Annotated in this window: 17 protein-coding genes and 2 pseudogenes; 9 read left to right on the plus strand and 10 right to left on the minus strand. The window is 70.6% G+C overall.

The genetic code is table 11. The features are described from left to right. Positions 1-448: 448 nt before the first annotated feature. The 3 genes and pseudogenes from AC1P0E_RS23680 to AC1P0E_RS23690 form a co-directional block, all read right to left on the minus strand. Complete coding sequence (locus AC1P0E_RS23680; RefSeq protein ID WP_482744140.1) at positions 449-1018, minus strand: sugar O-acetyltransferase; 570 nt, start codon at positions 1016-1018, stop codon at positions 449-451. A 27-nt stretch (positions 1019-1045) separates the two neighbouring features. Then, positions 1046-2391, minus strand: a pseudogene (locus tag AC1P0E_RS23685) (HAMP domain-containing sensor histidine kinase). Between the two features lie 78 nt (positions 2392-2469). Then, entirely contained in the window at positions 2470-3159 is a 690-nt protein-coding gene (locus AC1P0E_RS23690) for a response regulator transcription factor (RefSeq protein WP_482745876.1), read from the minus strand. On the opposite strand from AC1P0E_RS23690, the pseudogene AC1P0E_RS23695 reads away from it, so the two are divergent. After that, positions 3101-3610: pseudogene (locus AC1P0E_RS23695) on the plus strand (GDP-mannose 4,6-dehydratase); the annotation flags it as partial. The gene AC1P0E_RS23690 and the pseudogene AC1P0E_RS23695 sit on opposite strands and share 59 nt — an antisense overlap. Here the strand turns inward: AC1P0E_RS23695 and AC1P0E_RS23700 are convergent. Then, the gene (locus tag AC1P0E_RS23700) at positions 3601-4248 is read right to left on the minus strand and encodes a TetR/AcrR family transcriptional regulator (protein ID WP_482744141.1); all 648 of its coding nucleotides are present in this window, start codon (positions 4246-4248) and stop codon (positions 3601-3603) included. The pseudogene AC1P0E_RS23695 and the gene AC1P0E_RS23700 sit on opposite strands and share 10 nt — an antisense overlap. 294 nt (positions 4249-4542) lie before the next feature. Here AC1P0E_RS23700 and AC1P0E_RS23705 point away from each other — a divergent pair, with 294 nt between their 5' ends. The 4 genes from AC1P0E_RS23705 (at position 4543) to AC1P0E_RS23720 (ending at position 8759) form a co-directional block, all read left to right on the plus strand. After that, on the plus strand, positions 4543-5529 hold the full coding sequence (locus AC1P0E_RS23705; protein ID WP_482744142.1) for a tetratricopeptide repeat protein: 987 nt from the start codon (positions 4543-4545) through the stop codon (positions 5527-5529). Between the two features lie 597 nt (positions 5530-6126). Continuing rightward, the gene (locus tag AC1P0E_RS23710) at positions 6127-6759 is read left to right on the plus strand and encodes a DUF6230 family protein (protein ID WP_482744143.1); all 633 of its coding nucleotides are present in this window, start codon (positions 6127-6129) and stop codon (positions 6757-6759) included. 103 nt (positions 6760-6862) lie between these two features. Beyond that, positions 6863-7405, plus strand: coding sequence for a DUF6114 domain-containing protein (locus AC1P0E_RS23715; RefSeq protein WP_482744144.1), 543 nt, complete (start codon positions 6863-6865; stop codon positions 7403-7405). Continuing rightward, positions 7395-8759 carry a hypothetical protein gene (locus AC1P0E_RS23720; RefSeq protein ID WP_482745877.1) on the plus strand — a complete coding sequence of 455 codons (1365 nt, stop codon included), beginning with the start codon at positions 7395-7397 and terminating at the stop codon, positions 8757-8759. Before AC1P0E_RS23715 ends, AC1P0E_RS23720 begins: the two co-directional genes overlap by 11 nt. Before the next feature lie 93 nt (positions 8760-8852). On the opposite strand, the gene pyk is transcribed toward AC1P0E_RS23720, so the two are convergent. From pyk to pta, 3 genes are all read right to left on the minus strand, one after another. Then, positions 8853-10289 (minus strand): pyruvate kinase, encoded by a 1437-nt coding sequence (pyk, locus tag AC1P0E_RS23725; protein ID WP_482744145.1) that lies wholly within the window; start codon positions 10287-10289, stop codon positions 8853-8855. Between the two features lie 74 nt (positions 10290-10363). Further along, complete coding sequence (locus AC1P0E_RS23730; RefSeq protein ID WP_482744146.1) at positions 10364-11584, minus strand: acetate kinase; 1221 nt, start codon at positions 11582-11584, stop codon at positions 10364-10366. 41 nt (positions 11585-11625) lie between these two features. Next, complete coding sequence (pta, locus tag AC1P0E_RS23735) at positions 11626-13701, minus strand: phosphate acetyltransferase (RefSeq protein ID WP_482744147.1); 2076 nt, start codon at positions 13699-13701, stop codon at positions 11626-11628. 282 nt (positions 13702-13983) lie between these two features. On the opposite strand from pta, the gene AC1P0E_RS23740 reads away from it, so the two are divergent. Continuing rightward, positions 13984-15009 (plus strand): ATP-dependent 6-phosphofructokinase, encoded by a 1026-nt coding sequence (locus tag AC1P0E_RS23740; RefSeq protein ID WP_482744148.1) that lies wholly within the window; start codon positions 13984-13986, stop codon positions 15007-15009. A gap of 46 nt (positions 15010-15055) precedes the next feature. On the opposite strand, the gene AC1P0E_RS23745 is transcribed toward AC1P0E_RS23740, so the two are convergent. The 3 genes from AC1P0E_RS23745 to AC1P0E_RS23755 all read right to left on the minus strand — a co-directional run bounded on the left by AC1P0E_RS23745 (position 15056) and on the right by AC1P0E_RS23755 (position 18315). Continuing rightward, positions 15056-15724, minus strand: a complete 669-nt coding sequence (locus AC1P0E_RS23745; RefSeq protein WP_482744149.1) for a helix-turn-helix domain-containing protein — start codon at positions 15722-15724, stop codon at positions 15056-15058. Positions 15725-15917: 193 nt separating this feature from the next. Continuing rightward, complete coding sequence (locus AC1P0E_RS23750) at positions 15918-16610, minus strand: response regulator (protein ID WP_482744150.1); 693 nt, start codon at positions 16608-16610, stop codon at positions 15918-15920. Between the two features lie 88 nt (positions 16611-16698). Then, complete coding sequence (locus tag AC1P0E_RS23755; RefSeq protein ID WP_482744151.1) at positions 16699-18315, minus strand: sensor histidine kinase; 1617 nt, start codon at positions 18313-18315, stop codon at positions 16699-16701. Positions 18316-18454: 139 nt separating this feature from the next. On the opposite strand from AC1P0E_RS23755, the gene AC1P0E_RS23760 reads away from it, so the two are divergent. The 3 genes from AC1P0E_RS23760 to AC1P0E_RS23770 all read left to right on the plus strand — a co-directional run bounded on the left by AC1P0E_RS23760 (position 18455) and on the right by AC1P0E_RS23770 (position 21331). Further along, positions 18455-19831: a cation:dicarboxylate symporter family transporter gene (locus AC1P0E_RS23760; protein ID WP_482744152.1), complete on the plus strand. Its 1377-nt coding sequence runs from the start codon at positions 18455-18457 to the stop codon at positions 19829-19831. A 157-nt stretch (positions 19832-19988) separates the two neighbouring features. Continuing rightward, positions 19989-20870 carry an NAD(P)-dependent oxidoreductase gene (locus AC1P0E_RS23765; RefSeq protein ID WP_482744153.1) on the plus strand — a complete coding sequence of 294 codons (882 nt, stop codon included), beginning with the start codon at positions 19989-19991 and terminating at the stop codon, positions 20868-20870. Positions 20871-20926: 56 nt separating this feature from the next. After that, a complete protein-coding gene (locus AC1P0E_RS23770) occupies positions 20927-21331 on the plus strand; it encodes a MerR family transcriptional regulator (RefSeq protein ID WP_482744154.1) in 405 nt (134 codons plus the stop codon). Position 21332: the final 1 nt, after the last annotated feature.

Here is a 21332-nt window from a genome sequence, read left to right on the forward strand (position 1 = left end):
TCCCGTCTGCGGGTGGGGCGCGTCAGTTGAATGGGGTGACTCGGGTGGGTGCGGCGTCCGCCCCGGCCGGTGGTTGGTTGGGCCGCAAGCAGGTTGCTGGGCTTGGTGGGTGGAGGGGCGTCCAGGGGTGTGTGGTTCTGCCGATGGCTGCGGCGCATCTGCGACCAGCAGGCCGCGCCGTCCCAGGAGTCACACCGCTCACGCCAGCCGCATCATCCGATGGGTTCGCCCGGTCCGTGGGGGCGTTGTGGGTCTAAACGCTCCCATGATGGCTGGAAGTGATGCGGGTGGGGGTGGTGTGATCAGAGGGGCGTTGTGCCTCGTCACGTGTCGGGTTGGTTGCATTCGACACCGCCCCGAATGGTGCGTAGTTGCAGACGCATGAATGTGCCGACCCCGCCGGGTCGTGGGCCGGGATCCGGCGGCGGGCGCGGGCCCGTGGCTTTTGTTATGGCCGGCCGGTCTCCAGGGTGCGTACCACCCGCGCCGGGTTTCCCACCGCCAGTACGCCGGGCGGCAGGTCCTTGGTGACCACGGCGCCCGCGCCCACCACCGAACCCGCGCCAATGGTCACGCCCGGGCAGACGATTACGCCGCCGCCCAGCCAGACGTTGTCGCCGATCGTCACCGGGTCTGCCTTCTCCCAGCCGGCCCGGCGGCGCTCGGCGTCCAGCTCGTGGGAGGGGGTGAGGAGCTGGACGTTCGGGCCGATCTGTACGTCCGTGCCGATGGTGATCGGCGCCGCGTCGAGGAAGACCGCGCCGAAGTTGATGAACGTACCGGCGCCGATGGCGATGTGGTGGCCGTAGTCGCAGTGGAACGGGGGGCGGATGCGGACCGTGGCGTCGACCTTGCCCAGCAACTGGCCCAGGATCGCGCTGCGTTCCGGCGCAGTGGCGGTCGTGGCCGCGTTGTATGCCGCGCAGAGTTCGGCGCGGCGTTGGGTGTCCGCGGCGAGTTCGGGGTCGTCGGGGAGGTACCAGTCACCGGCCAGCATGCGCTGCTTGTTCTCGCCCACGGGTCGTCCTCTCGTACGGGTGTGACTTCATGATGGAGTCAGTCCTGCCGGGGTGGGGCGTCCGGGAACCGCGCATCGCAGCCGGAACAGCGCCCCGCCACCCGCCGCCCGTTCCGCCGTCAGCTCCGCCCCGTGGGCCCTCGCGATCTGGCGGGCCATGGCCAGGCCCAGGCCCGAGCCCGGGAGCGCGCGGGCCGACTCTGCGCGGTAGAAGCGGTCGAAGACGTACGGGAGGCCTCCTCCGCGATTCCCCGGCCGTGGTCGCGAACTGTCAGCTCCAAGCCGCTGGGGAAGAGGGAAAGGTCCACCTCCACCGGCGCTCCCGCCGGGCTGAACTTCGCCGCGTTGTCCAGCAGGTTCGTCAGCAGTCGCGCCAACCTGGCCGGCACGCCCGGGAGCGTCGTCGCCGCCTCCGAGGAGATGGTGAGGGCGAAGGGGACCTCCGGCCAGTGCGCGCGGGCCGCGTTCACGCCGTGCTCGACCAGGGCCGCGATACGCACCTCCTCCAGCAGCGGCCGCGGTTCCTCGTCACGCGCGAGTTCGATCAGGTCGTTCACCAGGCCGGTGACTTCCCGCAACTGGCGGCCCAGCGCCGCCGACGCCCGGTCGCGCTGGGCGTCGGTGAGGCGGTCCGCGCGGGCGAGCAGTTCGGCGTTCGTACGCAGGGCGGTGAGCGGGGTGCGCAGTTCGTGGGAGGCGTCGGCGACCAGGCGACGCTGGGCCGCCACCGACTGTTCCAACTCGTCCAGCATCGTGTTGAAGCTGGCCGCGAGGCGTGTTACTTCGTCCTGGCGGCCCCCGCCGGCCCCTGGCGGCAGCTCGATGCGGTAACGCGCGTCGCGGGTCGCGGTGATGCGTTCGGCGGTGGCGGTGAGGCGGGCGACCGGGGCCAGGCCGGTCCGCGAGACCCAGTAGCCGAGCGCTCCAGCCAGCAGTACGCCCGCACCGCCGACCAGCGTGAGCAGCCATGCTGCCTGGCGCACGCCCTTCTCCACCGAGTCCGAGCGCAGGGCGACCTGGAGTGCCTTGCCCTTGCCGAAGTTGGTGGTCAGCATGCGCATCGGGCGGTCGTGGAGCGTGACGTTGGAGAAGTACGGCGCGCGCTCGCCCGCGCCCACCTGCCGTACCGGCGCCGAGACCGGCAGGAGGTAGGGCGCGGCGGGGTCTCCGGCCGGGGCCGCCGGTACGATCTGCGCGCACGCCGGAGCCGAGAGGAAACGGCACTCGCCCGCCAGGACCTCGGGGCTCCCGCCCCTGTTCTCCTGGATCGCCCGGGTCGCCGACTGCGTCAGGTTCAGGTCGAGCTGGTGGTACATCTCGTACCGGATCACGAAGAAGGCCGCCGTGCACACCCCCACCGCGACCAGCGCCACGGCGGCCGAGGCCGCCGTGGCGAGCCGGGTGCGCAGCGGGCGCCGGCGGCGCCGGCGCGCCCGGCCCGCGGCCGCCGCTCACGCCAGGTCCAGGCGGTATCCGATGCCGTGCACGGTGTGCACGAGGCGCGGCTCGCCGTCCGTCTCCAGCTTCCGGCGCAGGTAACCGACGTACACGGCCAGGGAGTTGGAATCCGAGCCGAAATCGCGGCCCCAGACGAGTTCCAGGATCATCTCGCGCGGCAGCACCTGGCCCGGGTGGCGCATCAGCAGCTCCAGCAGCGTGAACTCCGTGCGGCTGAAGACAAGCGCGCGGCCGCCCCGCCGCCCTGTACGTGACGCCGGGTCCAGTACCAGGTCGGCGTACGAAAGCTCAGCGGTCTCCTGCGACGCGGGCGCGGCCCGCCGCAGCAGGGCGCGGACCCGCGCCACCAGTTCGTCCAGCGCGAAGGGTTTGACGAGGTAGTCGTCCGCGCCCGCGTCGAGGCCGTCCACGCGTTCGCTCACCGAGCCGAGCGCCGTGAGGACCAGCACGGGCGTACGGTCCTCCATCGCCCGCAGCCGACGGCACACGCCCAGCCCGTCCAGCACCGGCATCATCACGTCCAGCACGATCGCGTCGGGCTGCCAGGACGCGGTCTCGGAAAGCGCGGCCAGGCCGTCGGCCGCGCCCCTGACCTCGTACCCCTCGATGGCGAGTCCGTCCCTGACGGCGCTCTCCTTCCACCACGCCTTCGAGCTGCCGGTGACGGTCGTACGGCCCTTCAACACCTACGGCCCGCGCCAGTCCGCGCGCGCTGCATACCCACGATCCTGGCCCCAACTCCACTCGGGCGCCCGGCAGATCAGGCTCGGTTCCCTCACACCGACCCGCGACTTCACGTATGTCACGGACACGGCCCTCGGATTCCTCGCGATGGCGGGCTGCGACCGTGCGCTCGGCGAGGTCGTCAACCTCGGTACGGGGCGTGAGATCTCGGTGGGGGACCTGGCGCGGGCGCTGATCGCCGCGTCCGGGCGGGAGGCGGAGGTCGTCGTCGACCCGGCGCGGCTGCGGCCGTCCGGCAGCGAGGTGGAGCGGCTGCTGTCGGACAACAGGCGGGCGCTGGAGTGGTCGGGGTGGCGGCCCGAGGTGTCGCTGGAGGACGGGCTGAAGCGGACTTCCGAGTGGGTCGCCGAGAACCTGCGTCTCTTTGCGGCCGACCGCTATCAGGTCTGAGGCGGAGCCCCCGGGCCCGCCGTCAGGCCGTTCATCAGCAGGAGTGAGAAGCTGTGCGCCCACTCCGTGTCCACCGGTTCCGCGCTCACCAGTGCCCGGTGGACCACTGCGCCGGCGATGACGTCGAAGATCAGGTCCGCGTTACGGGCCGCCTGTGCGGGGTCGTCCTCGTACGGCAGCTCGCCGCGGGCCTGCGCGCGTTCCCGGCCGAGCAGCACCAGTCGCTTCTGGCGGTCCACGATCGCCGAGCGGATGCGCTCGCGCAGCGCCTCGTCGCGCGTCGACTCCGCGACCACCGCCATCAGCGCGGTCTTCGCCTCGGGCCGGTCGAGCAGCGCCGCGAACTGGAGCACCACGCCCTCGACGTCGGCTGTCAGGCTGCCCCGGTCGGGGAGCTGCAGTTCGTCGAAGAGCACGGCCACGGCGTCGACGACCAGCTCGCTCCTGTTCGCCCAGCGGCGGTACAGCGTCGTCTTGGCGACGCCGGCCCGGCTCGCCACGTCGCTCATCGTCAGCTTCGACCAGCCCAGTTCGACCAGCGCCGCTCTCGTCGCCTCGAGGATCGCTGCGTGGGCCTCGACGCTGCGTGGGCGGCCCGTGCGGGTGGGAGGGGGGAGTGGGGGGTGGCTGGGCGGCATGCCGCGACCATACCGGTCGGTAGGTCGCTGGTCGCCGTGAGCGAGATCACCGAATGCGGACGCCGGGCCGGCCGGCATTCGAGTTACGCTACGACCAGTAGCGAAAGAGTGGCGACCAGAGCGACAAACCACAGCGGCAACTGGCGCGAGGGTGGGGACCCCGCGCCGACCCCGGTCCTCCTCGGGACCTTGGGCGTGTTCGTCCGTACGCCCCGCAACCGGCGGGGGGCTGCGGGCGGACGCGGTTCGGCACATGTTTTTCTCTACCGCGCGCGAAAGGGGGAGGATGTACGCATGCAGCCTAGGAACATGTCCATGAGCGGCGTCGTCGACCTCGCCGCGGTGAAGGCGGCCGGCGAAGCCCGGCAGAAGGCGGAGCAGGCACGCGCCGACGCCGCCGGCAACGGTGGTGGCGGTGCGGGAGCCGTTGCCCCGGTGAGTCTGGTGATCGATGTCGACGAGGCCGGCTTCGAGCGCGATGTCCTCCAGCGCTCCGCCGAAGTCCCGGTCGTCATCGACTTCTGGGCCGAGTGGTGCGAGCCGTGCAAGCAGCTCGGCCCGCTCCTCGAGCGCCTCGCCCTCCAGTACAACGGTCGCTTCGTCCTCGCCAAGGTGGACGTCGACGCCAACCAGATGCTGATGCAGCAGTTCGGGATCCAGGGGATCCCGGCGGTCTTCGCGGTGGTCGCCGGACAGGCGCTGCCCCTCTTCCAGGGCGCGGCCCCCGAGGCGCAGATCCGCGAGACGCTGGACCAGCTGATCCAGGTCGCGGAGGAGCGCTTCGGTCTGACGGGCATCGTCGTCGACCCGGCGGCGGCCGGCGGCGTCGAAGCTGCGGCCGAGGCGGCCGAGGCGCCTCCCGGCCCGTACGACGCGCTGCTCGAAGCGGCGGCGCTGGCGCTGGACGCGAACGACTTCGGCGGTGCGGTCCAGGCGTACAAGAACGTCCTGGTCGACGACCCGGGCAACACCGAGGCCAAACTGGGGCTCGCGCAGGCCGAACTCCTGGCGCGCGTCCAGGACCTCGACCCGCAGCAGGTCCGCCAGGACGCCGCCGAGAACCCGGCCGACGTGGCCGCGCAGATCGCCGCGGCCGACCTGGACCTGGTCGGCGGCCATGTGGAGGACGCCTTCGGGCGTCTGGTCGAGACGGTGCGGCGCACGGCCGGTGACGACCGCGACGCCGCGCGGGTGCGGCTGCTGGAGCTCTTCGAGGTGATCGGCGGCGACGACCCGCGCGTGGCGCCGGCGCGAGCGGCGCTGGCGAGGGTGCTGTTCTGACAGGTGGTACGGGTGGTGCTCCTGCTGCCACCCGCGTTGATTTGGCGACACAGTGACAAGAGGCGGCCGCGCTTTACCGAAAATTGGTAAACGCGGCCGCTGTTACTTGCAGTAAGTCCATCAAGGTGTTCTGCCCGTTTCTGGGCGACAATCACTGCGTTTTTCCCGTCACTTGACGGCACCGTCCGTGGCCCCTCGATACCGGCCGGTCGCGCTTCGGTTATCCGGCCGTTACTAGCGAGTAACGAACCCCTTGTGCCCCGGCCGTGAATGCACCACGATCGGCCACGCTCGGTCCAATACCGCACCAGCCCGACAGCCAATCGGCGCCGCGGTCCCGTTGGGTCCCCACCGAGCCGGTCGGCGGCAGTGCTCGCCGGCCGTGGACAGGGGGGTCTCTGCCGAACGGCGGGGCCTGTCCAGGAGGTTGCGCGAATGCGTGGCCAGTGGTTGTCGCTCGGGGGTGATCGCCGGTGATTCGGAAGTCGTTCGCGCCTCCGATACGGGCGCTCTCCTTCCCGAGGACGTAGCACTTCTCCCATCCCCCTGCGGGCCCCTGCCCGTACCGGAGATGTACGTCCGAGAAGGAGGAAAGTCATGGAGTCTGCAGTTCGTGGCGGGACCAGATGGAAGCGGTTCGCCGTCGTCATGGTGCCGAGTGTGGCCGCGACGGCCGCGATAGGTGTCGCCCTCGCACAGGGCGCGCTCGCGGCGTCGTTCAGCGTTTCTGGCCAGAGCTTCAAGGTCAGCGCGAAGAAGCTCGAGGGTAAGGGCTTCTTCCAGTACGGAGGAATGGCCGAAGGCACCGACCTCGAGGGCAACAAGGCTGCCCACCCGGTCGCGGTGTCGGCGTTCACGTCCGCCAAGATCACCAAGATGTGTCAGTCGGTCGTGACGCCCAACGTCCCGGTCTTCGGCAACATCTCGCTTGAGCTCACCGCCGGCGGAAACGGTAAGCCGGTCGAGGCAAAGAACCTGTACCTGGACGTCGAGGAGCTCGGCGCCGACGCCGTGTTCACGAACATCGACATCGGTGTGGCGGCGGGCAAGGCCACGAAGGGCCCGGGTATCCAGCCGGGCACCAGGGCCAACCCGTACGGCTTCTCGCAGCAGGCCGACGAGGCCCTGCTGACCGACGTGAAGCAGAAGGCCTGGTCCACCACGGCCGGCACCTTCAAGCTCAGTGGTCTGAGCATGAAGCTGCACAAGGGCGTCAAGGAGTGCTACTAAGCACCCCCTCTGCGGGCGGGACGCGTGACGCGTCGCGTCGTCCCGCCCGCTGTCCCCTCCCTCATCTCTGCACAGCAACACCGGTTCCAGGGAGCTGTTTTCCATGAGCGCCGAGTCCTCGGGTCCGAGCCGCGATTTCAACTACTGGCGGCTGCGCTTCCGTGCCTGGCGGGGCGGCCGGCCGTTCTGGGCGGGCCTGCTCACGCTGGTGGGCGGTGTGCCGATCGCCTGGCTTCCGTACGCCGAAATCAAGATCGGCCACCTCACGATGGCCATGGCCACCACCGCAGGAGCGGGCTCGCTGATCATCGGCGTACTGCTCGTCACGCTCGGCCTGACCATGTGGTACCACCACATCGTCCGGATCTTCGCGGGTGTCGCCTCGATTCTGCTGGCGCTCGTCTCGATCCCCGTGTCCAACCTGGGCGGCTTCGGAGTCGGCTTCCTCCTGGCGCTGACCGGCGGAGCCCTGTCCATCTCCTGGGCGCCTGCCACGCCGGACGCGCCCGGCGGATACCCGGTCCAGACCGGCGAGATACCGCCCGCGGGCGATGTTCCCGTCGGTGGCCCGGCGGACGGCACGGACCACACGTACGTAACAGACACATCTGTTGACGCCAATGGCGGGAGGAACAGTGCGGGGTGACGAAGCGGAGCTGACTGCGGCCGGAGGCGACCGGACCCGTGAAAGAAGCGGGCCGCGTCACGCGGCCCCCAGGAAGTCGCTCCTGACGAAGCTGCAGATACCCGCCGGCAAGGCGATGGCTCTGGCCGCGATGCCCACGGCCGTGTTCGTCGGCATGGGGCTCACCCCGAAGCTGGCGCTCGCCGACGACCAGGTGACGAACCCCTTCGCTCCCGGCCCCTGCGTAACCCGCTCGGACACTCCTGACCCGGACGCCTCCGAGTCCACCTCCCCCTCGGCCAAGCCCACACCGACGGCCACCCCGAGCCCGGGCACCACGCCGGACAAGCCGGCCGGGACGCCCGGTGCGGGAGAGACGCCGAAGCCCGGCGAGACCCCGGACGCGAGCAGCACCGCGCCTGCGGCCGAGCCCACCAAGGCACCGGAGGCGGGCAAGACCGCGACTTCGACGCCCACGCCGTCTCCGACTCCGACGGAGAGCGAGACCAAGAATCCGCTCGACCCGCTGGGTGTGGGCGACGCGATCAAGGACGTACTCGACGGGCCCGACAAGGAGACCGCTGCTCCGGAGCCCTCCGGGACGGACGCCGCCGACGGCGGCAGCGCGACCGACGAGCCCGAGGCCGACAAGCCGGACACCGACGGGCCGGACGCCGACAAGCCCGCCGTCGGCAAGCCCGATGCGGACGAGCCGAAGACTCCGGCGGAAGAGGCGGCCGACAAGACCGCGGACGCCATCAGGGACGCGGCGGACAAGGCGGGCGCCAAGGTCGAGGAGCTCGGCGACGAGGCCAAGGGCACCGCGGAAGACACCGCGGACAAGGCCGCCGACGCCGACGAACCCGCCGCGGACGCCAACGGCAAGGAGCCCTTCCCCTGCCCGACGGCGGACCCGCAAGCGCTCGCGAACGCCGAGCTCGAACAGGGCATCCCCGACCTGCCGGACGACCCGTGGATCCTGGAGAGCTCGATGCTCACCCTGCGCGGGCTCGACTACAAGGGCATCGTCGAGGTCAGGACCGGCAGCGGCAAGATCAAGAAGGTCCTGAAGTTCACGGCGAAGGAAACCGACATCAAGGACCTTCACCAGAAGGTCGTCGGCCCCAACGGCACCACGGCGCACGTGCAGGCCGCGGGTGGGTCCACGTCGACCATCCGCGAAGGCACGGTGACCATGTACACGGAGGAGCTGAAGGGCAACCTCTTCGGCCTCATCCCGGTCACGTTCAGCCCGGAGACCCCGCCCCCGCTGAACGTCCCGATCGCGATGTTCACGAAGGTCAAGGTGACCCAGGCCGGCCAGTTCGGCGGCACCCTCAAGGTCCCCGGCCTGCACAACTTCTTTACCGGCTGACGGCCCGTCCGGCGCGGACCGGCAACGGCGGTGGCCGCCCCCTTCGATCAGGGGGCGGCCACCGCCGTTCGCATGTGCGGAGCCGCAGCGGCGTCAGTCCGCCGTCTGCTCGCCGCCGCCCAGGTGGTGGACCCGGACCATGTTCGTGGTGCCGGGTACGCCGGGGGGCGAGCCGGCCGTGATGACCATGGTGTCGCCGTTGTTGTAGCGCTGGAGCTTGAGCAGCTCGGCGTCGACGAGGTCGACCATCGCGTCGGTGTTGTCGACGTGCGGTACGACGAAGGACTCGACGCCCCAGCTCAGCGCGAGCTGGTTGCGCGTGCCGACGTCCGTCGTGAAGGCCAGGATCGGCACCGCCGTACGGTAGCGGGACAGCCGGCGGGCCGTGTCGCCGGACTTGGTGAAGGCGACCAGCGCCTTGCCATTGAGGAAGTCCGCGATCTCGGCGGCCGCGCGGGCGACCGAACCGCCCTGCGTACGGGGCTTCTTTCCCGGAACCAGGGGCTGGAGGCCCTTCGAGAGGAGCTCCTCTTCCGCCGCTACGACGATCTTCGACATCGTCTTGACCGTCTCGATCGGGTACGCCCCGACCGAGGACTCCGCGGACAGCATGACCGCGTCCGCGCCGTCCAGGATCGCGTTGGCGACGTCGGACGCCTCGGCGCGCGTCGGGCGCGAGTTGGTGATCATCGACTCCATCATCTGGGTCGCGACGATCACCGGCTTGGCGTTGCGGCGGCACAGCTCGATGAGCCGCTTCTGCACCATCGGGACCTTTTCGAGCGGATACTCGACGGCCAGGTCGCCGCGGGCGACCATCACACCGTCGAACGCCATGACGACGCCCTCCATGTGCTCGACGGCCTGCGGCTTCTCGACCTTGGCGATGACGGGGACCCGGCGGCCCTCCTCGTCCATCACCTTGTGGACGTCCTTGACGTCGTCGGCGTCGCGCACGAAGGACAGCGCGACCATGTCGCAGCCCATCCGAAGGGCGAAGCGCAGGTCATCGACGTCCTTCTCGGACAGCGCGGGGACATTGACCGCCGCGCCGGGCAGGTTGATGCCCTTGTGGTCGGAGACGACACCGCCCTCGATCACGATGGTGTGGACCTGCGGGCCCTCGACCGAGACGACCTTGAGCTCGACGTTGCCGTCGTTGATCAGGATCGGGTCGCCCTTGGAGACGTCGCCGGGCAGACCCTTGTAGGTCGTGCCGCAGATCGACTTGTCGCCCGGGACGTCCTCGGCGGTGATGACGAACTCGTCCCCGCGGACCAGTTCGACCGGGCCCTCGGCGAACTTCGCCAGCCGGATCTTCGGGCCCTGGAGGTCGGCGAGCACGCCCACCGCGCGGCCCGTCTCCTCGGCGGCCTTGCGGACCCGGTCGTACCGGCCCTGGTGCTCGGCGTGGGTGCCGTGGCTGAAGTTGAATCGGGCCACGCTCATGCCGGCGTCAATCAGAGCGACGAGCTGGTCATGGGAGTCGACGGCGGGACCCAGTGTGCAAACGATTTTGGAACGGCGCATGAGGCGGATCCTATCGGTTTGTTTCGCTGCGGAATATTCCGTCTGGTGGAATGTACAAATGGGCGGGATGCCGCTCAGGCGTTGACCAACGCATACGTCTGCCGCGCGATTTCCAGTTCCTCGTCGGTCGGTACCACGGCGACCGCGACCCGGGCGTACTCCGGCGAGATCAGCCGCGCCGAATCCGCCCGAACGGCGTTGAGATCCGCGTCCACCACCAGGCCCAGCTCCTCCAGACCCGCGATCGCGGCCGCGCGCACGGGCGCCGCGTTCTCGCCGACACCGGCAGTGAACACCACCGCGTCGACCCGGCCGAGAACGGCGTAGTAAGCCCCGATGTATTTCTTCAGCCGGTGGATGTAGATCTCGAAGGCCAGCAATGCGCGCTGATCACCCTCGTCGATACGGCGGCGTATCTCCCGCATGTCGTTGTCACCGCAAAGGCCGACAAGCCCGCTTTTCTTGTTCAGCAATACGTCGATCTCGTCCGTGCTCATCCCGGCGACCCGCTTGAGGTGGAACACCACCGCCGGATCGATGTCACCGGAGCGCGTACCCATGACCAGCCCCTCCAAGGGGGTCAGTCCCATCGACGTGTCCACGCACTCCCCGCCCCGCACGGCGGACGCCGACGCCCCGTTGCCCAGGTGCAGCACGATGACGTTGACCTCGGACGGGTCCTTGCCGAGCAGCTTCGCCGTCTCGCGCGACACGAACGCGTGCGAGGTGCCGTGGAAGCCGTAGCGGCGGATGCGGTGCGCGTCGGCGGTCTCGACGTCGATCGCGTAACGGGCCGCCGACTCGGGCATCGTCGTATGGAAGGCGGTGTCGAAGACGGCGACCTGCGGCAGGTCCGGGCGCAGCGCCTGGGCCGTACGGATGCCCGTGATGTTCGCCGGGTTGTGCAGCGGGGCGACCGGGACGAGCCGCTCGATCTCCGCCATCACCTCGTCGGTGATCACGGTCGGGGCGCTGAACTTCAGGCCGCCGTGGACCACCCGGTGACCGATGGCGGCCAGCTCGGGGGAGTCCAGGCCGAGCCCGTCGTGCGCCAACTCCTCGGCGACGGCCTTCAGCGCGGCCTCGTGGTCGGCCATCGGGGCGGTGCGCTCGCGCTTTCCGGAGCCCTCGCCACCGTCGCCGGTCAGCGGGCTGTGCACCAGGCGCGAGGTCTCCTCACCGATCCGCTCGACCAGGCCGACGGCGAGGCGCGAGTTGTCGCGCATGTCGAGCAGCTGGTACTTCACCGACGAGGAGCCGGAGTTGAGGACAAGGATGCGCGTGGCAGCGGTCACGGGTACGGCGCCTTCTCGGGTCGGGGTGCTCGGGGTGGACGTCACGCGCTCTCACCCTGGGCCTGGATCGCCGTGATGGCGACCGTCTGGACGATGTCCTGCACCAGGGCGCCGCGCGACAGGTCGTTGACCGGCTTGTTCAGGCCCTGGAGGACCGGGCCGACGGCGACGGCGCCGGCCGAGCGCTGGACGGCCTTGTAGGTGTTGTTGCCGGTGTTCAGGTCCGGGAAGATCAGCACCGAGGCCTGGCCGGCGACCTCCGATCCCGGCAGCTTGGTGGCGGCGACCGACGGCTCGACCGCCGCGTCGTACTGGATCGGCCCCTCGACCAGCAGGTCGGGACGGCCGACGCGCACCAGCTCGGTGGCGTCGCGCACCTTGTCGACGTCCGCGCCGGTGCCGGAGCTGCCCGTCGAGTACGACAGCATCGCGATCCGGGGGGCCACGCCGAACTTCTCGGCCGTGGCCGCCGACTGGACGGCGATGTCCGCGAGCTCGGCGGCGTCCGGGTCCGGATTGACCGCGCAGTCGCCGTACACGAGCACCTTGTCGGCCAGCAGCATGAAGAAGACCGACGAGACGATCTTGGCGTCCGGCTTGGTCTTGATGATCTCGAAGGCGGGGCGGATGGTCGCGGCGGTGGAGTGCACCGAGCCCGACACCATGCCGTCGGCCAGGCCCTCGTGGACCATCAGCGTGCCGAAGTAGTTGACGTCGGCCACCACGTCGTACGCCAGCTCCACGCTGACACCCTTGTGGGCGCGCAGCTTCGCGTACGTCTCGGCGAACCGGCCGCGCAGCTCGGAGGTCTGCGGATCGATGAGCTGGGTCTTCGTGAGGTCGATGCCCAGGTCGGCGGCCTTCTTGCGCAGTACGTCGACGTCGCCGAGCAGCGTCAGGTCGCACACGTCGCGGCGGATCAGTACGTCGGCGGCGCGCAGGACGCGCTCCTCGGTGCCCTCGGGCAGCACGACGCGGCGGCGGTTCGAGCGGGCCCGCTCCAGCAGCTCGTGCTCGAACATCATCGGCGTGACGCGGCCGCTGCGGGCCACCGCCATCCGCTCGAGCAGGTCCGCCGTGTCGACGTACCGCTCGAAGAGGCCGAGCGCGGTCTCCGCCTTGCGGGGGGTCGCGGCGTTCAGCTTGCCCTCCAGGGCGAAGAGCTCGCCCGCGGTGGGGAAGGAGCCGCCGGCCACCGAGACCACCGGGGTGCCGGGCGCGAGGCGCGCGGCCAGGGTGAGCACCTCGTCGCCGGGGCGCTCGTCGAGGGTCAGGAGTACGCCCGCTATGGGCGGGGTCCCGGCGCTGTGCGCGGCGAGCGCGCCCACCACGAGGTCGGCGCGGTCGCCCGGGGTCACGACCAGGCACCCGGGGGTCAGGGCGTTCAGGAAGTTCGGCAGCATCGCGCCGCCGAAGACGAAGTCCAGGGCGTCGCGCGCCAGACCCGCGTCGTCCCCGAGCACCACCTTGCCGCCCAGCGCGTGGGTGATCTGGGCGACGGTGGGGGCGGCCAGCGCGGGCTCGTCGGGCAGGGCGTAGCAGGGCACCGGGAGGCGGGCCTCCAGGCGCTCGGCGATCTCGGCGCGGTCCATGGGGGCGACGCGGTTGGCGACCATGGCCAGGACATGGCAGCCCAGGGCCTCGTACGCGCGGTACGCGTTGCGGGTCTCGGCGCGCACCGCGTCGGCGGGCTGCTTCCTGCCGCCGACCACGGGGATCACCGAGGCGCCGAACTCGTTGGCCAGGCGGGCGTTCAGTGCGAGCTCGTCGGGCAGCTGGGTGTCGGCGAAGTCCGTGCCGAGTACGAGAACGACCTCGTAGTCCCGCGCCACCCGGTGGAAGCGGTCGACGATACGGGTCACCAGCTCGTCGGTGCCCTTCTCGGCCTGGAGCGCCGCCGCCTCCTGGTAGTACATGCCGTACCCGGTCTCCGGGTCCTGCGACAGCCGGTACCGGGCGCGCAGCAGGTCGAAGAGCCGGTCCGGCCCGTCGTGCACCAGGGGGCGGAAGACGCCCACCCGGTCCACCTGGCGCGTCAGGAGCTCCATGACTCCCAGCTCGATGACCTGCCGGCCGTCTCCCCGGTCGATCCCGGTCACGTACACGCTGCGCGTCACGCGTGCTCTCCGTCCAGATAGGGTGGTCTTGCCCTCTTGACAATACCTGTGCGGGTGGATAGGGCGCCCGCCGGGCAGGGGGCTGTGAGACCCCGGTCCGCAGGCCTGGCCAGGGCTGATCCGCGAGGTCGCCCCAGCGTCTCCGTGGGCCTCCGCAACGCCCCGGTACGGCCCGGTTCGGGCCCTGATGGAGGAGTAGCCGGAAGCGCGGAGCCCATGCGACCCGTGAAACAATCGGATTCTGGCTCACATGTACCACTAGCGAGCAGGAGACACAGCACGATGCGTATCGGAGTTCTCACCGCAGGCGGAGACTGCCCCGGGCTGAACGCAGTGATCCGGTCGGTCGTGCACCGTGCCGTGGCAGGTCACGGCGACGAAGTCATCGGTTTCGAGGACGGTTTCAAGGGCCTGCTCGACGGCCATTTCCGTCCCCTCGACCTCGACGCCGTCAGCGGCATTCTGGCGCGCGGCGGCACGATCCTCGGCTCCGCGCGCCTGGAGCGCGACCGGCTGCGCGAAGCGGCCGAGAACTGGCACGAGTTGGCGGAGCGCTCCGGCATCGACGCGCTCATCCCGATCGGCGGCGAGGGCACGCTCACGGCGTCCCGGATGCTGTCGGACGCGGGGATGCCGGTCGTCGGCGTACCGAAGACCATCGACAACGACATCAACGGCACCGACCGCACCTTCGGCTTCGACACGGCCGTCGGGGTCGCGACCGAGGCCATAGACCGCCTCAAGACCACCGCCGAGTCCCATCAGCGCGTGATGGTCGTCGAGGTCATGGGCCGGCACGCGGGGTGGATCGCGCTGGAGTCCGGCATGGCGGGCGGCGCGCACGGCATCTGCCTGCCGGAGCGCCCCTTCGAGGTGGACGACCTGGTCAAGATGGTCGAGGAGCGCTTCGCGCGCGGCAAGAAGTTCGCGGTCGTCTGCATCGCGGAAGGCGCGCGTCCGGCCGAGGGCTCCATGCCGTACGAGAAGGGCGCCATCGACCAGTTCGGACACGAGCGCTTCACCGGCATCGGCAACCGGCTCGCGAGCGAGCTGGAGAAGCGGCTCGGCAAGGAGGCGCGGCCGGTCATCCTCGGCCACGTCCAGCGCGGCGGCACCCCGACGGCGTACGACCGTGTCCTCGCCACCCGCTTCGGCTGGCACGCGGTGGAGGCGGTGCACCGGGGCGACTTCGGCAACATGACGGCGCTGACCGGCACCGAGATCACGATGGTGCCGCTGGCGGCGGGTGTCGAGGAGTTGAAGACGGTTCCGGAGAAGCGGATGTACGAGGCCGAATCGGTCTTCTGAGCCGCGCCACACGCCACTGGCCCGCTTCGATCCGCCTGTCAGGGAATCAAGGCATCAGCTGCCAGAACTGGCTGACGATGTCGTCCAGGAAGTCCCGGCCTTTCGCACCGTCCCCGGAACCGCTGCCGCTCCAGCTCAGCGTCGACACCATTTGCGACTGGTAGTCGGTGTGCAAGCGCTGGAGTGCGTCCTCCAAGTGGCGCCGGGGCACAGGGACCAGCTTCGCCGTCGGCCGTACGTACGCCTGCCAGCGAGTCGTCACCGCGCTGCACAGGACCTCGGACAGGTCCTCGTCGCGGCCCGTCGCCGTGACGAACTCCTGCGGTGTCAGACCGAGGACCTCGGAGAGCGCCCCGGACTGCCGCTCGTTGCCGCGCCAGCGCCCCGCGTCCTCCATCCGCTGGTACGCGTCCGCGTCCACGCCGATCAGCCGCGCGAGATCCGGCGCCGCCAGACCCCGCGCCATCCGGTGCTCGCGCAGCGTGCCCGGGGCGGCGATCAGGTCGCCGACCGCGCACCACAGCACTCCGGCGAGCGCCGTGATCTCCTGCATGCCGGGCGCGCGCTGCCCGCGCTCCCAGGCGATGACGAGGTCGGGACCGATGTTCAGGCCGTACTGCGCACGGAGCCCGTAGGCGACATGGCCGGGGGCCATGCCCAGGGCCTCGCGCAGTTGTCGCGCGGCGAGGGCGTTGAAAGGCGGAGAGGGGTGCACGGGCACACCGTACGGAGGCGAGGGCCCGGCTGACTACGGTGCGTTCACCCAAGATAACAACTCGTAGGAACGTCCTACGATCCGACAGTCTCCACTGCCACCCTCACGTTACCCCCCGGTCACCCCCAGGCCGCCCCGCAGAGGGTCGGGCGCGGCGACAGGGGCATTCCCCCGCAGGACCCTCGACTTGCCCTCACCGGACAGCGGTCCAGCGGTAGTGCAGCTCCGGGCGGCCGACCTGGCCGTACTGCGGGCTGCGCTCGGCGCGGCCCGCCGAGACCAGGTGTTCCAGGTAGCGGCGGGCGGTGATCCGCGAGATGCCGAGCGCGGCGGCGGCCGTCGCGGCGGTGGTCCCGGCCGGCGATTCGCGCAGGGTACGGGTCACCGCCTCCAGCGTCGGGGCGCTGAGCCCCTTCGGGAGGGCGGCGGGCCTGGGAGTGCGGAGGGCGGCGAGCGCGCGGTCCACCTCGTCCTGGCCGCTGGCCTCACCGACGCTGGCACGGAACTCGGCGTAGCGGGTGAGACGGTCGCGCAGGGTGGCGAAGGTGAAGGGCTTCAGTACGTACTGGACGACGCCGAGGGACACCCCTTCGCGTACGACGGCCAGATCGCGGGCGGAGGTGACGGCGATGACGTCGGCGGTGTGCCCGGCGCCGCGGATCGAACGTACGAGGTGGAGGCCGTGGCCGTCGGGGAGGTAGAGGTCGAGGAGCAGCAGATCGACGCGCCCGCGGTCGAGCGCCCGGACCGCCGCCGCGCGCGTATGAGCCACCCCGGCGACGGTGAAGCCGGGGACGCGGCCCACATACATCGCGTGGGCGTCGGCGGCGACGGGGTCGTCTTCGACGACGAGGACGCGGATCGGGGACGCCGGGTCGGTACTCATGCGGCCGTCGGCACTCATACGGCCACCGCCGGGCGCGGGCGGCGGGAGGCTGCGGCGGGCGGGTGGGGGAAAGCAAAAATTCGCCGGCTCATGAACGCACCTTCTCCGTCGCCGCCGCACGCAACGGCAGTCGTACGGTGAACTCCGCGCCGCCCCCGGCCGCACTCGCCAGCACGATCGCGCCGCCTCCCCGGTGCACCGCCTGGCGCACCAGCGCCAGCCCCAGCCCGCGCCCCGCGCTCTTCGTCGACCAGCCGCGGGCGAAAACCGCTTCCGCCGAGGCGGGGGCCACACCCGGGCCCGTGTCGCAGACGCGCAGCAGCAGCTCGTGGGACTCGTCGGTGCGGGCCGTCACCGTGACCCGTGCGCCGTCGCTGCCCTGCGCCGCGTCCACCGCGTTGTCGATCAGGTTGCCCAGTATCGTCACCAGGTCGCGGGCCGGGAGCGTGCACGGCAGGAGGCCGTCGTCGATCCGGCTGTCCTCGTCCAGTACGAGCGCCACGCCCCGCTCGTTCGCCTGCGCAGCCTTCCCGAGCAGCAGCGCCGCCAGCACCGGCTCGCCGACCGCGCCGACGACCTGGTCGGTCAGGGCCTGCGCCAGCTCCAGCTCCGCCGTGGCGAACTCCACCGCCTCGTCCGCGCGGCCGAGTTCGATGAGGGAGACGACGGTGTGCAGGCGGTTCGCCGCCTCGTGGGCCTGCGAGCGCAGCGCCTGTGTGAACCCCCGCTCGGAGTCCAGCTCGCCGGACAGTGCCTGGAGTTCGGTGTGGTCGCGCAGGGTCACGACCGTACCCCGCTGCTCCCCGCCCGTGACCGGCCGGCTGTTGACGACGATCACCCGGTCCGCCGTCAGGTGCACCTCGTCGACGCGCGGCCCGGGGGCGAGCAGCGCCGTCGTCAGCGGGGCCGGCAGGTCCATTTCGGCCACCGGGCTGCCGACCGCGTCCGGCCCGAGCCCGAGCAGCTCGCGCCCGCCGTCGTTGATCAGCGCGATGCGCTGGTGCCCGTCGAGCATCAGCAGCCCCTCGCGCACCGCGTGCAGTGCGGCCTCGTGGTAGTCGTGCATGCGGCTGAGCTCGCCGGCGTTCATGCCGTGCGTGTGCCGCCGGAGCCGGGCGTTTATGACGTACGTACCGAGGCCTCCGAGGGCGAGCGCGCCCGATGCCACGCCGAGCAGCGCCGCCACCTGCTGCCGGATCTGCGCGCTGATCGTCTCGATGGTGATGCCCGCGCTGACGAGCCCGATGATCCGCCCGCCGCGGGCCTCGGTGTCCCGTACCGGCGCCACCACGCGCACGGACCGCCCCAGCACCCCGACGTACGTCTCGTCGAAGGTGCGGCCCGCCAGGGCGGGGCCCGTGTGCCCCAGGTACGTCCTGCCGATCTGCTGCGGTTCCGGGTGCGTCCAGCGGGTGCCGTCCGGCGCCATGATCGTGACGAAGGTGACGCCGGCCTCCTTGCGCAGGGCCTCCGTGTACGGCTGGAGGAGACCCGTCGGGTGGTCCGAGCGGGCCGCCTCGATCACCGCCGGGGACCTGGCCACGGCGGTGGCGGTCGCGAAGGCCTGGCGCCGCGCGGTCTCCGCGGCCTGGGAGCGGTCCGAGACGTACGCGAAGACCGCGCACCCCGCGACGATCGCCGCAACCAGGACGACCTGCATCGCGAAGAGCTGGCCGGCCAGGCTGCGGGGGCGGGGAATGCGCATGCGGCAAGTGTGCCTGAGCGCTCCTGGCCGAAAACCTGTGAACGAAATGCACGTAACGGTGACGGCCGTCACAGCGTGAGGGAGAGTCGCCGGGACCCAACGGGACGTGGGTATCGCAGGACAATACGAGGAGGACCCCGTGGCAGGGACAGCAGCCGCAAGACGGGACCGCACGCACTACCTGTACATCGCCGTCATCATCGCCGTGGTGCTCGGCGTCGCGGTGGGCTTCGCCGCCCCCGGTGTGGCCGTCGAGCTCAAGCCGCTCGGCACCGGCTTCGTCAATCTGATCAAGATGATGATCTCGCCGATCATCTTCTGCACGATCGTGCTGGGCATCGGCTCGGTCCGCAAGGCCGCCAAGGTCGGCGCGGTCGGCGGCATCGCACTCGGCTACTTCACCGTGATGTCGCTGGTCGCCCTCTCCATCGGTCTGATCGTCGGCAACGTGCTGCACCCCGGTGACAGCCTGGCGGTGACCGACGCGGTCAAGGAGGCGGGCCAGGGCCAGGCCGCGGCCGAGGCCAAGGGAACGGTCGAGTTCCTGCTCGGGATCATCCCGACCACGTTCGTCTCCGCCTTCACCACGGGCGAGGTCCTTCAGACGCTGCTCGTGGCGCTGCTCGCCGGCTTCGCACTACAGGCCATGGGCAAGGCCGGCCAGCCCGTCCTGCGCGGGGTCGAGCACATCCAGCGGCTCGTCTTCCGCATCCTGGCCATGGTGATGTGGGCGGCGCCGATCGGTGCCTTCGGCGCGATCGCGGCCGTCACCGGCTCGGCCGGTCTGGACGCTCTCAAAAGCCTCGCCGTGCTGATGCTGGGCTTCTACGTCACGTGTTTCCTCTTCGTCTTCATCGTGCTCGCCGCGCTGCTGCGCATCGTCGCGGGCCTCAACATCCTCACGCTGTTCAAGTACCTGGGCCGCGAGTTCCTGCTCATCCTGTCCACCTCCTCCTCCGAGTCCGCCCTCCCGCGGCTCATCGCGAAGATGGAGCACCTGGGCATCAGCAAGCCGGTGGTCGGCATCACGGTTCCGACCGGCTACTCCTTCAACCTCGACGGCACCATGATCTACATGACCATGGCCTCGCTCTTCATCGCCGAATCGATGGGCGACCCGATGTCGATCGGGGAGCAGATCCCGCTCCTCCTCTTCCTTCTCGTCGCGTCGAAGGGCGCGGCGGGTGTCAGCGGGGCCGGTCTGGCCACCCTGGCCGGCGGCCTCCAGTCGCACCGCCCGGAACTGGTCGACGGCGTCGGCCTGATCGTCGGCATCGACCGCTTCATGAGCGAGGCGCGCGCCCTGACTAACTTCGCGGGCAACGCGGTGGCGACGGTGCTGGTCGGCACATGGACGAAGGAGATCGACAAGGACCGCGTCGACCAGGTCCTGGCAGGTCTGGCCCCCTTCGACGAGAAAACCCTGCTCGACGACCACGCCTCGGCCCAGGACGCCGCCCAGCCGCACGACGTGTCCACCCCGCGCGACGACGACAAGGCGTCGGTGAGGGTGTGAGGCGCTGACCCGCTGACGTGATCCGGTCGGTACGGAATCCCTTCCGCACCGGCCGGACGGCGATCGCAGCGCTGACCTCGACTCTTACCCTTTGGTGAGTATCGGACTTTAAAGTCGGTACTTGTCGGGCAGTTGGTGGGGCCGAAGCATGGTGGTCATGACTTCGGACAACCTTGTTCCCGTTACCGTCATCGGCCTCGGCGCCATGGGGCGCGCCCTCGCCGGTGCTTTTCTCGCTGCCGGGCATCCCACCACCGTCTGGAACCGTTCCGCCGGTAAGGGGGAGGACCTCGTCGCGCGCGGCGCGGTGCTTGCCCCGACCGCTGAAGAGGCCGTCCGCGCCGGTGAGTTGACCGTCGTGTGTGTGGTGGATTACGACGCCTCGCACGCCGTCCTCGAACCGCTGGCCGGCGCCCTCGCCGGACGGGTCCTGGTCAACCTCACCTCGGACTCCCCGGAGCGGGCCCGTACGGCCGCGGCCTGGGCGGACGAGCACGGCATCGCGTATCTGGACGGCGCCGTGATGGTGCCGACCCCGCTCGTCGGCGGGGCGGAGGCGCTGATCCTGTTCGCCGGTGCGCGCCCGGCTTTCGACAAGTACGAGACCGTCCTCAAGGCCCTGGCCGGGCAGGCCGCCCATCTGGGCGAGGACCCCACCCTCGCCGCCGTCTACGACCTGTCGATGCTCGACCTCTTCTACGCGAGCATGTCGGGCCTGGTGCACTCCTTCGCCCTGGCGCGGGAGCACAACGTCGCCGCCACGGCTCTCGCGCCGTATCTCAGCTCCATCGCCGCGATCCTGCCGGACATCGCGTCCGGCATGGCGACCGCGATCGACACGGGCGACTACGACGGTCAGCAGGCCAACCTGAGCATGATGACCGCGAGCGTCGACCACCTGCTGCACATGTCCCGGGACCGGGGTCTGGACACGGGCCAGCTGGAGGCGATCAAGGCCGTGGCCGACCGTGCGATCGCCAAGGGGCACGGCGCCGACGACTGGGCGAGCACGATCGAAGTGCTCAAGAACGCGGGCTGAGCCGCCGGGATCTGCTCTCTTGCCTTGACGCCGACGTCAAGGATTACCGTCGGGGCATGCGAATCGGCGAGCTGGCGGAGCGGGCGGGGACAACGACCCGCGCGCTGCGCTACTACGAGTCCCGCGGGCTCCTCCCCGCCCGGCGCGCGGTCAACGGCTACCGCACGTACGACGAGGAGGACCTGCGGCTTCTCCAGCAGATCCGGACCCTTCAGGACTTCGGGTTCGACCTGGAGGAGACCCGCCCCTTTGTGGACTGCCTGCGGGCCGGCCATCCGGCGGGGGACTCCTGCCCGGCCTCGCTGGACGTGTACCGGCGCAAGCTGGCCGAACTCGACGCCTTGATCGGGCAGTTGGACGCCGTACGCACGCAGGTGGGCGCCCAGCTCGCCCGCGCCGAGCTCGAAGCCGGTGCGGCTGTGCCCGGTGGCCCCGAGCCTCGCTGTGAACTGACGGACTGAG

The organism is Streptomyces sp. TRD_SC_5 (assembly GCF_056836825.1).

Bases quoted from the DNA above. Each gene is read 5' to 3' on its own strand.
- AC1P0E_RS23770 (WP_482744154.1), top strand. From the start codon at position 20,927: ATGCGAATCGGCGAGCTGGCGGAGCGGGCGGGGACAACGACCCGCGCG.
- AC1P0E_RS23755 (WP_482744151.1), bottom strand. From the start codon at position 18,315: ATGCGCATTCCCCGCCCCCGCAGCCTGGCCGGCCAGCTCTTCGCGATG.
- AC1P0E_RS23750 (WP_482744150.1), bottom strand. From the start codon at position 16,610: ATGAGTACCGACCCGGCGTCCCCGATCCGCGTCCTCGTCGTCGAAGAC.
- AC1P0E_RS23710 (WP_482744143.1), top strand. From the start codon at position 6,127: ATGGAGTCTGCAGTTCGTGGCGGGACCAGATGGAAGCGGTTCGCCGTC.
- AC1P0E_RS23740 (WP_482744148.1), top strand. From the start codon at position 13,984: ATGCGTATCGGAGTTCTCACCGCAGGCGGAGACTGCCCCGGGCTGAAC.
- AC1P0E_RS23765 (WP_482744153.1), top strand. From the start codon at position 19,989: ATGACTTCGGACAACCTTGTTCCCGTTACCGTCATCGGCCTCGGCGCC.
- AC1P0E_RS23705 (WP_482744142.1), top strand. From the start codon at position 4,543: ATGCAGCCTAGGAACATGTCCATGAGCGGCGTCGTCGACCTCGCCGCG.
- AC1P0E_RS23700 (WP_482744141.1), bottom strand. From the start codon at position 4,248: ATGCCGCCCAGCCACCCCCCACTCCCCCCTCCCACCCGCACGGGCCGC.
- pyk (WP_482744145.1), bottom strand. From the start codon at position 10,289: ATGCGCCGTTCCAAAATCGTTTGCACACTGGGTCCCGCCGTCGACTCC.
- AC1P0E_RS23715 (WP_482744144.1), top strand. From the start codon at position 6,863: ATGAGCGCCGAGTCCTCGGGTCCGAGCCGCGATTTCAACTACTGGCGG.